Here is a 13,711-nt window from a genome sequence, read left to right as displayed (position 1 = left end):
TAAAGGGAACAACTGCATTGTGTGATTATACCTATTTCCAACCCAAATTGACTGCTATTGCTGATTGTCCTTAGTCCCGTTTATGTTGCAACTTGGGGGGGATATTTATTGACCCGCTCATTGGATAAGGTTTAATAGCATTTCAATTCGTTGGAAGGCTTCGATATAGCCATGGTTGGTATAGGCGGTCAAATGTGGGTCATCGCAGCAAATATTTTCTGCTTGCGTATCCAAGCGGCTATGACGTTGGTGCACATGGCTCAGCAAGGCTGAACCAACCGACTCAGGATCGCCAGCTTCAGTATGCAACCGAATATGCGACATGACCAACGGTTGGCGACGGAAAATGCACCAACCACGGCCACCATCGGGCAAACTTACGCGGCACCCTTCGACCATAGCCATATGGTCATAGGAATCAGCTTGGTTGGTCCATGGCACGCCTTGCGCTTGTTGGCGCACGAGCCGTTGCAATTGCGACCAATCAAGCCATTCGACCGAGCCAACTGCGGGAATTTTGACTGGGCCTGGAGGCCGCCGCATCACCAGCAGTTGGTTGGTTTCCTCAAAGCCGAGCGCCAAAAAAAGCTTATGCGCTGGCGTGTTATTCAAAATAACTTCAAGCTGCACATATTTAAGCCAATGCTGACGCGCAGCTTCGACCATTGCGATCATCAAGGCGCGGCCAATGCCACCCTTGCGCCGATTGGGCAACACGCCCAGCCGGGTAACCCAGGCATGGTCGCGGCGCACGCCCAGCATTGCCAGGCCCATAATGTCGCCATCGGCCTTGGCGACAAACGAGGCATCTAAGTTAACATCATATAACCGAATATATTCAGCGAGCCGCTGGCTGTTCATTGGCATTGGCACAATATAATCGATCCGAGTCTGGTTATAAATTGCGACCAATTCATCAATGGTAAAGCTGGCTGCGGGAGTAAGCTCTATGGCCGAACCATCGTGAAAACCATCTGTTGTCATATAGATCCTTGATAGCTGGAACCTATTTAGGAGAGGTAACTGGCAATCGCTTGAGCAAAATCAACAACTGACAGCGGTTTGCGAATAAAGCCGTTACATCCATAGGCACGAACCATTTGGCGGGCGGTTTCTTCGGGCCAAGCGGTAAAAACCACAATCGGAATGTTTTGGGTTTCAGGCGTACCGCGCAATACCCCAGCCACTGTTTGGCCATCGGCATCAGGCAAGCCCAAATCAAGCAAAATCAGGTCGGGATGTTGTTCGAGCGCCATATCCAAGCCACTGGCAGCATCAGCCGCTTCGAGCACCGAATAGCCATAGGCATTCAAAACTCGGCGCGCCAAAGCAGCATTGTCAGGAATATCTTCAATCACTAAAATCGTCGGCATAAATACCTCTATTCTTGATCGTACCGTCGTCTATTGTAACGGGTTTGGTAGATCGTGCCTAGACCATTTGCTGACGGGATCTTAACAATTTGGCCCAAATTGGCGGTTGCAGGCGGCAATGCTTCATCACGATCAAGCCATTCGCAGAGCAGTTTTAGTGCTGTTCAGTCGCCAATTCTTGCACAATCGCTGGGATAATTTGCTCAAATGGCGTGGTTGGACGCTGGCTCAAAATTAGCCATTGGGTTTCACCCAAAATTTGAATCAACTGTGGTTTCAGTTTATCGATCGCTGCATGGATTTCACTATCAATTGCTTCGTGATGCAGCACGATCTGAATCAAATTGGCGCTGGCTTCAGCTTGATTGGTTGCTAACCGCCATTCTGCCAAAGCAACCAAACTATGTAAACATACTAAGGTCATATGTTTGGTATAGCCCAAGTTTAACGCTTCATAAAGATAATGGCGTGCTTCGTCCCATGCTTGCTCAACAATTGCCAAGCCACCAAGATTAAGCTGGTTGACCGCGATGCCAAAATCGTGGCCTTGCTCGCGCGAGGTTGCCAAGCCTTCGCGATAGGCTTCACGCGCAACCTGATAATCGCCCCGCGCAAACGCCACAACCCCAACATTGCTCACCCCGCTAATAATCCCGCTGTGGTAGTTGGCATGGCGCGCCCGATTGACGCTGGCCGAAAAATGTTGTTGGGCGGTGTACAAATCGCCTTGCACATAGGCGATATTGCCAAATTGGCGGAGCACATCGGCCTCACCCACGCCATCGCCAATCCGTTGAGCGGTTACCAACGCCGAATCCAAATTGGTCAGGGCCATACTGTGGTCGCCCAAACGCCAGCGGGCTTGGCTCAAATTGAATTGCATGCGCACAATTTGTTGTTGAGCAGCAAAATCATCATCAACTGCCAACAAATGCAAGGCGCGCTCGAAAAAGGGAATTGCCTCGCGATAGCTACAGCGCAGCAGCGTTTGCTCACCAGCCCGTTGCAAGGCCTCAATCGCTGGCTGGCGGCTTTCTGGCTCATCTGGATCAATCGCATGGCTCCAGTGGTGGGCCAAAAGGCTGCTGCCAGCCTCGGCCAAATGCGGATGTTCACTGGCGTACCACTCGGCAATCGCGCGGTGTAAAGCCCGCCGTTGACCAAAGAGCAACAACGAATAGGCTACATCGTGAATAATTGCTTGGCTAAATCGATAGCCCTCGCTGGCCTCGTGAATAAACCCTTGCTGCACAAGCAAGTCGAGGTGAGCTGGAATATGCTCACGTTCGTGGGCTAACGGATAAATCGCCTCAAGCAGCTGCACCTGAAACTCATGGCCAATCACGCTAGCGATTTTCAGCGTCAATTGGGGCTGCGGAGGCAGTTGGTCAATCCTGCTGACCAACACCCCTTGGATGGTGCTTGGCAAATTGAGTTTTTCAAGCTGGCTAAATTGATCAAGCTTGCAAATGCCGTTGTTGATCCGAATCATGCCAGCGTTGCGCAAGGCCTGAGCAAGCTCGATGCTCCACAAAGGATGGCCAGCAGCCCGTTGATTAATAAACGCGGCCACACTTGGTGGGATTGCCTGCACGCCCAACGATTGGGCGACGACCGCAATACAAGCCACTGGATCAAGCGCTTGCAAGTGCAAAAGCTGTTGGGCTGCAAGGCCTGCTAGTTTGGTCGGTGCAGTCGTAATTAAAATAATCTCAGGCTGTTGTTGCAAGAGCTGCTCAAGCGTGTTGAGCGCCAGCGAATCAAACCATTGCAAATTATCGATGCACAAGACCAAGGGTTTTTGCTGATGGAGTTGGCTGAGTGCATGGCCAATTAATTCATGAATGATTTGCACTTGTTGGGCTTGATCAAGCGTGGCGTTGCTTTCGGCACGGCCAGGTAATTCCAAAACATCGTGCAACAGCTGCACCGATTTGGCCAATTGGTCGGGCAATTGCAAGCGTTGAATAATTAATTGATAGCATTGGCTGGCTTGATGTGGCCATTGCTCAACCGCCAAACAGGCCTCAAGCAACAAGCGCCAGCCAGGATATTGGGCCGATTGGCGCAGGCTGCTGCTGGTGATCAGCAAGGCTTGGCGCTCATAGTGCTCGGCAATTTCGACCGCCTCATACAACAAAGCCGATTTGCCCATGCCACTCTCGCCAGTGAGCATCAGATGTTGGATTGTGGGCAGAGCTTGGGTAAAAAGCTGCTCAATCTGGCCACGCTCACGGCGGCGGCCAATCAAACGCCGAGGCCGAATCTGGTCGGGGCTATAATTGGTTTGTTGCGGGCGATAAATCGTAATTGGCTGGCTTTTGCCTTTGATCATAATTGGCGGCAATACTTGAAAACGCACCTGCTGTTGGCTAGCTTGGGCGGTGGTTTGGTCGCATAAAATTGGCGCAAGATTGGCTTCCATCAAGCGCGCAGCCCGATTAACCACATCGCCAATCATGGTAAATTCGCGCCGCTGGCTATTGCCAATTTCGCCACAAAAGGCTGGGCCAGTTGCAATGCCAATTGTGTGAGTCAGGCTCAATTTGGTCAGTGCGGTCGAGGCTTCGAGGGCAGCTCGCACAGCGCGTTCAGCATCATCGCGATGTGAGAGCGGCGGCAAGCCAAAGGCCGCCAACAAGCTCACGCCTTTATCGTCAACCGATAATTTATCGATGCTGCCTTCGTAGCGAAAAATAACCGTTTGCAACGCGCTAATCGCTGCTTGCACCTGCTCAAGGGTGGTGAAAAAGCTCAAGGCTGGCACATTAATAAACATCACACTCAGATGGCGCAATTCGGCCAGCCATTCGTGCAACCCTGCATTAATGCGCGCAATCACCGCAGTTGGCATAAACGGAGTCAATTGTTCAGTTGGGTAGTTGGGCAGCGACTGATTGATTTCAGGCAAGGGCAGATTTTCAACTAAGCCAGTTAAGCGAAAGGCTTGGGCGCGTAAATCCTCGCCTTGGCCTTGCTCGCGAATCAACGAGCGCGCTTCTGGCGAGATGACGACTTGGCCAGCATGGGTTTGCGAGCCAAGCAAATGGACTTGCAGCAAAGCCTCGCCACTGATCAACTGTTCCCAATGATTATTCACGCCGCCCACGATAAAGTTTGAAATTGAGCCAGCCCCAATTTGCACCCGAATTGCCAAGCGTTCAGCAGCACTTGGCAAGGTGAAGCTTGCTTGAATCGCTAGGCCACATTGGGCTGCAAGCTGAGTTGTTTGGCGCAGTTGCTCAAGATCATCGGCCATCCAAATGGCAATTAATGCATCGCCAGCGAATTTAACCACATCGCCGCCATGGGCAATCACGGTATCAATTAATTGGCTAAATGAATCGTTGAGCACATCGGAAATATATTCGAGGATCGTGGTTTGATCGTAGGCAAATTGCTCGCTGAGCCGACTGAAACCAGAAAAATCGGCAAACAAGACCGTAGCCAATTGATCTTCGGCCAGCGGTTGGCGGAGTTGTTGCTCGTCAATGAGCCGTTGCAGGACATAGCGTGGCAGAAAACTGCTGATCTGAGGATTGGCGGCCATGCAGGTGCGTCCTTTATCAAACGATCAACGCTGAACGTGGATTAAGCTTAGAATGAATGCATCCATCCTAGCGGGACTAGAGTAAGATCGCAAGAGACGATTTTACTATTTCAGGGGTGAACTTTGTGGCTACTTTACGCCTTGGACATTGGTTATGGGTAGGTTATTTGTTTGTTTGGGCTTGGAGTGTGCCTTTATTGGCGTTTGACCTTGTGCCTGCTGGCGGCGAATTTATGGCAACCTTGATGCTGGTTGTGCCGGGCGGGCTTGCTGCTTGGTGGTTAATTCAACGCTACGGCAACATGGGCTGGCTGAGCACTGGCATTATTGGCATTGGCTCATGGCTAACCGAGCATCTCGGCGTGACGACTGGCTGGCCATTCGGCGCATATCAATATAACGGCGTGCTGCTGCCAGAGATTTTGGGCGTTGTGCCCTTGGCGATTCCGTTTGCATGGTTGTTGGTTGTGCCAGGCGCACTCGAATTGAGCCGCATGCTGATGCCCACGGCGGGGTTTTGGCAACGAGTGCTTGGGGCTGCTAGCTTGGCAATGTTGTTTGATTTGGTGATCGAGCCAGTCGCCGTTTATATCAACCGCTATTGGACATGGCTTGAATCAGGCCCGATCTTTGGCATTCCAACCGCCAATTTTATAGCGTGGTGGGTCTTGGCCTTGATTTTGGCCCTCGCAACCGAAGCGCTGTGTCGCAAACCAATTAATCAGCCAGCAGAAGCTGCGAGCTTAACGTTGCCAATCGCAATTTATTTGCTGAATTTGGCCTTGTTTACGATTGTGAATCTGACCCATCAACAGCTGGCCGCAGGCACATTGGGTTTATTGCTGCTCGCCGGATTTGGCTGGCGTTTGCAGCAACGCCAAACCCGCTGGCATTGGAAGTATGATCAATTAACCAATTGAGCTTATGCCAACAGATTCCGCAAGCGCGCAGCCAAGCGATCAAGCAACGGCGCATCCGCATCAACCAAGCCAAGTTGCGCCGCTTTGTGGCCAATCACTTGCGGAATCGAGGTTTGGATCGTGACCTGATTCAGATCCCATAATGGTTCACGTTGAATTTCTAAGCGCGGCCAGCCCTGAACCTTGCTTAGATGGTCGGCATAGCCCCGCGCGGCCAAGGGCAGATTATGCTTTTCGGCGACATAGCGCCGTGCATTCTGCTCCAAAGCTTCGCGCAACGCCACATCGGCCCATAAACGCTCAGCATAGGCCGCAATCAAGCCAACTTCATCGCGGTCAACTGGCACATGGGCCACCACATCAGCAGGCAATTCGCTAAATGTAGCAATATCGCTGACCAACACGGCACGCCCAGCGCCCAATAAGCGCAGCAAGCTGGCCGAAGTCTCGCCAGCAGAAGGATAGCGCCCATTGAAGCAAAGATCGGCGGCAGCGACATAGCGATTAAAATCAGCGTGATCAACATAGCCCGTCACCTGCACGCTATCGCCTAATTGCAAGCGTTGCAGCAATGCTTTAAGATCGTAGCTTGGCGAGACGCTGCCAACCAACATATAACGCGCATCGGGGTAACTGCGGCGAAATTGGGCAAAGGCGTGCAAGGCCTGTTCGATCCGTTTGTAGGGGTTGATATGGCCAAAACTAGCCCAAATTGGAATCTCGGCGGGTAGTTGCAGCGCTTGGCGAGCGGCCAAACGATCGGCTGGCGGCAAAAGCGGCACGCCCATTGGCACGAGTGAGGTTGCCAAATCGGGGCGTTGCTTTTGTGCTCGTTCAAGCACATAGTTGCTATGGCCAATCAAGCTGCTTGCTTGGGCAATCACTGGCTCAGACAGCGGAAAATCAAAAACTGCATCGCCAAGCTGGCCGCGCTCCATGCGTTGGGCCAGCTGTAGGCCCTGTTCAGCGTAATAGTGCTGCATTTGTTGGCGATAGCTGGCCAAATTTTTGAGTCGATTGGCTGCATGCCAAAGCATTAAATGGTGCAACACATAATCATGCAGCACCACAATCCCCGGCAAGCGCTGCAAACTCTGCCAAAAGCGGCTGTGAGCGGGGCTGTTGCCTATGTGGTAAATAATTGCATCGAAGGGTTGGCGCGCATGCTGTTTGGCTAAATCGCTAATTCGGATAACGGGCAGCGTGGCGATTAACTGTTGATTGGTTGGCTGAACCTCATCATCAACCACGACAGTTAAATCAACATACTGCCCCAAGTAGGGCAATAATTCCTCGCTATAATCCGAAATGCCCGATTCAACTGGATTGACCGGAGTGCAAAAAGCCACACGCTGCATGACACGCCTCAACTAACATTTTGGCTATAGTACCTTAAATGCCGCTAGTTGCTGCATATCGTCCAAGCGATTGAGATTATGTAAACATTGCAGCCATGGGCTAGCGCTGGCAATCGGCCAAATTTGGGGCGGCAATTGAGCAATAATCCTGATTAATTGATGCTGGCCAGCAGCCAACGCTTGCTCAAAATACGGCAAGGCTGCCCGCTGATAGAGCGCACACAACGGTTCCCAGCCAGCATGACGCTGATCAACTGCTTGGATCTGGGGCACGACCGCCAAGCCATGGCGTGGTTGGGCCAGTAATTCAGCCAAAAACGGCGTTGCTAGCAAGGGCAAATCGGCGGCCAGCACCAATGTCCATTCACTGGCAAAATGCTGCATGCCAGCCACAATTCCAGCCAATGGGCCTGCGTTGGCATAACGATCTTGCACCAAGGGCACACCTAATTCGGGCCAAGCACTGGGATCATTGAGGCTCACGACAACCTGCGCGCAAACAGTTTGGGCAACTGCCAGCGTATGTTCGAGCAGGGTTGGACCTGCTTCGCCCCACAAGCGCAGGCGGCGTTTATCACTGCCAAAGCGCCGCGCTTGGCCACCAGCAATAATCACACAGCTTAAATCAATTGGCATTAGCGGCTCAATTCGGCAATTTCACGCTTAAGCGCTTCAATCTCATCAGCCAGATTATTACGTTGATTAACGAGATAAACCGGGATTTTAATGCCATAACTTTCAATCTGGCTCTCGATAGTTTGCAAATTCCGTTGTTTGATTGCTAAGCGTTGTTTTAAATTATCCAAATCTGAGTTATTTGGCTGATTTGGCGTATTTGTTTGATTCAAATTGCCCTGAACTGTATTGCCAATTGCAATATTGCCGCCATTAATTGTATTGCCCTGAATATTATGCCCAGCTTGGATTGTGCCAAAATTAACAGCGCCATTATAGGTATTGCCGCTACCAGCCAGATTACTGACGCTATTGCCTGCTGGCGAGATCGGATCGCTGGTTGAGGCAATAACCTGATTACTCGGGCCTGAGATACTTGGTGGCGTAAAGAGCAAACCATCGCTAGCCCGCATGTAGAGCGTCGCCAAGCCCCAATCCAACTGGCCAAAACCATAGGTAATAATCGATTTACGACCTTCAGCGACGCAGGCATCAATTGGCGTACCGCTAACCAAAACCCGATAAAATTCTTCGGCAAAGGCCTTGCCTGCTGTATCCAAAATTGACGATTGCATCGCCACCACTGCGGGAATATTGGCCGCCATCAGGGCTGGAGCAATGCCACGCAACAAGGCCGTCGAAGAAACAGTGCTAGTTTTACAGGCATTCAACACAACTAAATGGACGGAACTATTGCGCAAGAGCATTGCCAAGGTGCGAGCTGTTGTAAGATGTTTCTTGCCATTGCCATCATCAAGAATTAATGCGCCCGTCGTGCCTTGAAAATCGCCATGGCCAACATAATGCAAAATATGAGGCCGCTGTTCGCGAAGCAAGCGTTGCAATTTGGGGGCAGTTAATTGGGTTTCTTCGATAATTTCAAGCTGATTTTGGTTGACCAATGGCGCTAATGAATGCTGAATTGCCGCCAATTCGCCTTGAATATCAACCGGATGGGTGCTGGCAATTTCGGCAGGTAAGGCCCCAACTAAGGCAATTCGCAATTTTTCTTGGCCTAAATTAAGCACTGGAAGCGCTTCGGGGAAACTCAAAAAGCGGCAAATCGAGTGATCTGTTGCCAAAGGGATGCCAGCATTATCGCAGGCAAATTCCCAAGGAATTGTCGCAATTGTAGCCAAGGCAGGGTTATTCGCATCAATGTTAAGTTTGATTCGCAGCGACTGACCTTGCGAGCGTGCTGCATCGCGGGCAGCCATAAATAGTGCCCAAATCTTGCCCTTCAATAATGTTTCGTAGAGCACAATTCCAAAATCAATTACCTGATCTTCGGTTAGCGGCGTGCTATAGTCAAGCGCTGTTTGAAAGGCTTGATAGCGTGGATCATCGATGGGCAAAATCAAGCTATCACTATCTTGCATCCCCTTAGCTGTTCGCCCATGCACAACAAAACTCTGTTCAGCATCTTTTGGATTGATCGTCAGCTCAAAATCGGCATAACTACTCATCAGCAACAACTCCATGGCGCTAAGGTGCGAAACTAGCAGCATCATACACTGAAAGATCTTGTCAGGGCAAGGGTACAATTTTTGATCCACGAAGAGCACGAAGGAACACGAAGACTGGAAACCGGAAGAGCGCGAAGGTTAAGTTTTTTAGCCACGAATTCCACGAAAGACGAAACCGCGAAGAGCGCGAAGATCGCCAAGGTCTTTTTTTAGCCACAAATTCTCATCCCTCATCCCTCATCCCTCATCCTTTGCTCCGCGGCTCTGCGTTAAAAACCTAGCCACGCAAGAACCGCAACATCCCGCTAGCCAAAAGCCTATAGCCTGATCCCTGCTCCCCGATCCCCAATCCCCAACAACCGATCCCCAGTTCTATGTTCTCGCTTCTAACACTTCATCTATAATTGAAACACAATTAACGGGGGCTTTTTATGAAATTTGTTTCATTTCGACGGTATGGCGAAGGCTCGGAGGCTCGAGCCGGGGCTTGGCTGCCAATGGGCATTATCGATCTGCAAGCGGCAGCAGCATTGGTTTTTGAGGATCTGCCCCACGATTGGTCGCTGATGAGCATGCTTCAACATGAAGCCGATGGCTTTGGCATCGATGCAGCAATCCAGATCGTTGCCGCAGTTGTTGATGTGCTTGGTGGTGACGGCGATGGCATCGAATGGGATGATCCCGATGCGATCAATAGCATGCTTTCACTGGGCGGCGAAACTGTGATTTACCCACCAGATAGCGTGCGTTTATTAGCGCCAATTCCCCAACCCCCAACCATTCGCGATTTCTATGCTTTCGAGCACCATGTGCGTGAGATTCGCGCCCAACATGGCCGCGACGTACCGAATTCTTGGTACGATATGCCAGTTTTTTACTTTGGCAATCCGACCACGGTCGTTGGGCCAGATACTGATGTGATGATGCCGCGCACCAGCCAGCTTGATTACGAACTGGAAATTGCGGCGGTTATCGGCAGGCCATGCCGCGATATTGAGCCAGATGAGGCCGAATATTATATTGCTGGCTTGATGATTATGAACGATTGGTCGGCGCGCGATATTCAAGCCCGCGAGATGAGTGTTGGCTTGGGGCCAGCCAAGGGCAAAGATTTTGCCACCTCGTTTGGACCAGCAATGATCACGCTCGACGAAATTGAGGATAAAGCGCTGGGCGATGGCCGCTACGATTTGGCAATGGTTGTGCGGGTTAATGGCGAAGAACGCGGGCGTGGCTCGTTTGCCGATATTTACTACACCTTGGGCGAGTTAATTGCCCATGCCTCGCGTGATGTGACGCTGCTGCCAGGCGAAATTATTGGTTCTGGCACGGTTGGCACTGGATGCTTGCTCGAAACCACCCGCGGCGAAGGCCCATGGCTCGAAGTTGGCGATGTGGTCGAGCTAGAAATTGAACGGATTGGCATCTTGCGCAACACAATCGTCGAACGCGATTAATTGCAAACAGTGGTGGCAGCCAACCCAACTGCCACCACGTCTCGGCAAACTACGCTTGGCCTACGGCAACTTGGTTGGGAGTTTGTTGGGCGAGAATTCCAAAGGTTTTGCGCACTGCTTCGACCGCAGGTAGCGGATTATAGCCCAACTCGCGCTTGGCTTTGGCAATCGATAAGCGCTGTTCAACTCCGCAATACAAGCCCACTTGGCTACGCAAAATCAGCGGCTCACGCCCTGTCAGATTCGCAAGCAATTCCATCATGCCAGCGGCAACGCGCGTAATGCTTTTGGAAACCCGCATTGGGATTTTAATTTTAGGGTTGAATTCTTGGCCAATTTCAAATAAGCGCCGCAAGGGCAATGATTGATCGTTGGCCAAAATATAGCGTTCGCCAGATCGACCTTGGCGCTCAGCGGCAATCAAGCCTTCGGCAACGTCAGCCACATCAACGAAATTAAAATCCATATTGATGTCAAGCGGCAGTTTATTGCTCAACACAAGCTCCAAAATGCCTAGCGATGGCGTGGTACGGCCATTGGGGTCGCCAATAATTGTGCCCGGCAAGCCCGCTACCATATCCAGACCATATTCCTGCGCCAACTTCCAAGCCAGCTGTTCCGAGGCAATTTTCGATTGATAATAGGGATTGCCATAGGTATATTGGTTCCATGTGGTTTCATCAGCAGGGATTTGGCGCTGTGGATTATTTTTATCAACCGCCGCAATCGAGCTGACATACACCACCCGTTTGACCCCAGCTTGTGCCGCTGCCCGCAGAATATTGCGCGTGCCTTCAACATTGGGTTGAATGATCTCACGCTGCGGATTGCGCGACCAATGTTTGAATACTGCAGCCACTTGATACAGCGTGTCAATGCCAACCAAGGATTGCTGCAACGAATTAATATCCATCAAATCGGCATACACCTGCTCGTAGCCAAGCTCGGGCTTGATTTGGCTGCGATTACGCACGCTTGCCCGCACATCGCAGCCCTGTTCAACCAACCTTTGGGCTAACACCGAGCCTAAATGACCATTTGCGCCAGTGACCAACACACGTTTACTCATCAGAGTTCCTTTCAATTAACAAACTAGATAAATAGTTTATCGAGTTTCAAATAAAAAAACATGGCGAACACAATAAACTAGATACAAAGTAGAGCTAGTTTATCCCAAAAAAATCAATCGATCGAAAGATCGGCCAAAGAAACCGCTTGCAACTCGCGTTTCATGGCATCCTCAGCGCGTTGAAAACTATCGAGCATACGTTGACGAGCAGCGAGCGCCGATTCTTTTTGCTCTTTGAAGGTGATATTGACGCGAAACAAGGGCTTCGCTTGCTCAATCGCATTAAAAATATCCAACAGGGTAATCGCTGTGCTTGCGCGGGTAAGCCGCACACCACCTTTTGAACCCTCACGGGTTTCAATCAGGCCATTATTGGTCAAGGCTTGGACAACTTTGACCACGCTTGGCTTGGCAATCCCTAAAAAATCGGCAATTTCGTGGGTTGGCACGAAATCGTAGCAATGTTCCTCGACTTTATAGGTGATGTAGAGGCTGATGGCAATTGCCTGCGAAAACGCCAGTGAATAACTCATAATGCTCAGCAATAATTTATACTAGATATATTGTATATTGAGTTTCCAGTTTGTCAAGCATGAATTTTGGCTCAGTGGATACAACAATCGCCTATAGAGGTGATGTTGCAGCAAGCAAGCATTTGCTACGATGAAACTCATTCTTTTAGCTAAGAGGTTGATCGAGCAAATGCAGCGTTTATTGCGTTTTTCAATTTTGGTTATGTTAAGTATTATTCTACTGAGTTGTAGTCGCGTGAATCGCCAATCTACGCTTGAACCCAACTCAACCAGTCAACCAAGCACAGTAAATCCCGAAGGCACAATCCACAGCAAAGAAGATTTGCTCGTTGCTGGGGAAACTCGCCATTTTAGCTATTATCTGCCAGCCAAACTAGACCCAGCTGGAGCAGCCTTGATTTTTATGTTACATGGCGGCGGCGGCGCAGGCGCTTCGGCCATGAATTTAACCACCCAAGGCCGTTGGAACACGCTTGCCGACCAGTATGGCTTTATCGTGGTCTATCCTGATGGCATGAATCGGCGTTGGAACGATTGCCGCGCTGATTGGGATAATCCTTCGACGAGCGATGATGTGCAATTTATCAGGAGCTTAATTGACCATTTTGCCCAAGCGTATCCAATTGATCAATCTCGTGTGTATGCGACTGGCCATTCGAATGGCTCAATGATGGCGCTGCGGCTTGCGATCGAATTACCCGACCGGATTGCAGCTGTGGTTGGTAGCGCTGGGTATATGGCTCAAAATAGCCAATGCACAGCGATTGGAAGACCTGCGCCATTGATGCTCTTGGCTGGCACTGCCGACCCAGTTATGCCGTATGCAGGTGGCGCAATTGATATTCCTGGCGAGAGTAAGCAAGGCATGGTGCTTTCCGCCGAAGCAACCATCCAACTGTGGCTTGAAATGCTAGGCATAACCACGGCCCCAAGCATCAGCCAACTACCTGATGTTTATCCCGCAGACAACAGTACAGTTACCATTAATAGCTACCAAGATAGCCTCGTTCGTTTCTATCGGATTGATGGTGGTGGTCATAACTGGCCAAGTTTAGAGCAAGCAGCCCGCGTGAATCAGCGCCAGAATCCCCAAAACCGTGATTTTTATGCCGCCGACGCTGCTTGGGAATTTATGCAACAGCATCAGCTTGAGCAGTAGTAACCTCAAATTCATAGACTCAAACAAGGATGAAGGATCGATAAAAACGGGGAATTTTCATCCTTCATCCTTCATCCTTCATCCTTCATCCTTCATCCTTCATCCTTCATCCTTCATCCTTCATCCTTCATCCTTCATCCTTCATCCTTCA

The 13,711-nt window shown here is 50.5% G+C and carries 11 protein-coding genes; 3 read left to right on the top strand and 8 right to left on the bottom strand.

The features are described from left to right. Positions 1 to 117: 117 nt before the first annotated feature. From JOD20_RS23355 to JOD20_RS23345, 3 genes are all read right to left on the bottom strand, one after another. Positions 118 to 984, bottom strand: coding sequence for a GNAT family N-acetyltransferase (locus JOD20_RS23355; protein ID WP_204757587.1), 867 nt, complete (start codon positions 982 to 984; stop codon positions 118 to 120). A gap of 26 nt (positions 985 to 1,010) precedes the next feature. Continuing rightward, positions 1,011 to 1,373: a response regulator gene (locus JOD20_RS23350; RefSeq protein WP_054533752.1), complete on the bottom strand. Its 363-nt coding sequence runs from the start codon at positions 1,371 to 1,373 to the stop codon at positions 1,011 to 1,013. A gap of 154 nt (positions 1,374 to 1,527) precedes the next feature. Continuing rightward, positions 1,528 to 4,923 carry an adenylate/guanylate cyclase domain-containing protein gene (locus JOD20_RS23345; protein ID WP_204757586.1) on the bottom strand — a complete coding sequence of 1,132 codons (3,396 nt, stop codon included), beginning with the start codon at positions 4,921 to 4,923 and terminating at the stop codon, positions 1,528 to 1,530. A 125-nt stretch (positions 4,924 to 5,048) separates the two neighbouring features. On the opposite strand from JOD20_RS23345, the gene JOD20_RS23340 reads away from it, so the two are divergent. Then, complete coding sequence (locus JOD20_RS23340; RefSeq protein ID WP_204757585.1) at positions 5,049 to 5,843, top strand: carotenoid biosynthesis protein; 795 nt, start codon at positions 5,049 to 5,051, stop codon at positions 5,841 to 5,843. A gap of 2 nt (positions 5,844 to 5,845) precedes the next feature. Here the strand turns inward: JOD20_RS23340 and JOD20_RS23335 are convergent, their stop codons facing one another. Genes JOD20_RS23335 through JOD20_RS23325 form a run of 3 tightly spaced genes read right to left on the bottom strand, consistent with a single transcriptional unit; the run spans position 5,846 to position 9,342 of the window. Continuing rightward, complete coding sequence (locus JOD20_RS23335) at positions 5,846 to 7,201, bottom strand: glycosyltransferase family 4 protein (protein WP_204757584.1); 1,356 nt, start codon at positions 7,199 to 7,201, stop codon at positions 5,846 to 5,848. Between the two features lie 24 nt (positions 7,202 to 7,225). Next, positions 7,226 to 7,837 (bottom strand): molybdenum cofactor guanylyltransferase, encoded by a 612-nt coding sequence (mobA, locus tag JOD20_RS23330; protein ID WP_204757583.1) that lies wholly within the window; start codon positions 7,835 to 7,837, stop codon positions 7,226 to 7,228. Continuing rightward, the gene (locus tag JOD20_RS23325) at positions 7,837 to 9,342 is read right to left on the bottom strand and encodes a CHAT domain-containing protein (protein WP_204757582.1); all 1,506 of its coding nucleotides are present in this window, start codon (positions 9,340 to 9,342) and stop codon (positions 7,837 to 7,839) included. The genes mobA and JOD20_RS23325 overlap by 1 nt, the downstream gene beginning before the upstream one ends. Positions 9,343 to 9,773: 431 nt before the next feature. Between JOD20_RS23325 and JOD20_RS23320 the strand changes: the two genes are divergently transcribed. Next, a complete protein-coding gene (locus JOD20_RS23320) occupies positions 9,774 to 10,799 on the top strand; it encodes a fumarylacetoacetate hydrolase family protein (RefSeq protein ID WP_204757581.1) in 1,026 nt (341 codons plus the stop codon). 49 nt (positions 10,800 to 10,848) lie between these two features. Here the strand turns inward: JOD20_RS23320 and JOD20_RS23315 are convergent, their stop codons facing one another. Together JOD20_RS23315 and JOD20_RS23310 are read right to left on the bottom strand one after the other, a co-directional pair. Continuing rightward, positions 10,849 to 11,868 carry an NAD-dependent epimerase/dehydratase family protein gene (locus JOD20_RS23315; protein ID WP_204757580.1) on the bottom strand — a complete coding sequence of 340 codons (1,020 nt, stop codon included), beginning with the start codon at positions 11,866 to 11,868 and terminating at the stop codon, positions 10,849 to 10,851. Positions 11,869 to 11,981: 113 nt separating this feature from the next. Then, on the bottom strand, positions 11,982 to 12,401 hold the full coding sequence (locus tag JOD20_RS23310) for an RrF2 family transcriptional regulator (protein ID WP_204757579.1): 420 nt from the start codon (positions 12,399 to 12,401) through the stop codon (positions 11,982 to 11,984). A 169-nt stretch (positions 12,402 to 12,570) separates the two neighbouring features. Between JOD20_RS23310 and JOD20_RS23305 the strand changes: the two genes are divergently transcribed. Beyond that, complete coding sequence (locus tag JOD20_RS23305) at positions 12,571 to 13,560, top strand: extracellular catalytic domain type 1 short-chain-length polyhydroxyalkanoate depolymerase (RefSeq protein WP_204757578.1); 990 nt, start codon at positions 12,571 to 12,573, stop codon at positions 13,558 to 13,560. Positions 13,561 to 13,711 lie beyond the last annotated feature (151 nt).

It is taken from the genome of Herpetosiphon giganteus, from assembly GCF_016907925.1.
Classification (GTDB): Bacteria; Chloroflexota; Chloroflexia; order Chloroflexales; family Herpetosiphonaceae; genus Herpetosiphon; species Herpetosiphon giganteus.
Note: the sequence above shows the minus strand (reverse complement) of the source record. Positions and strands in the feature narration are given on the sequence as shown.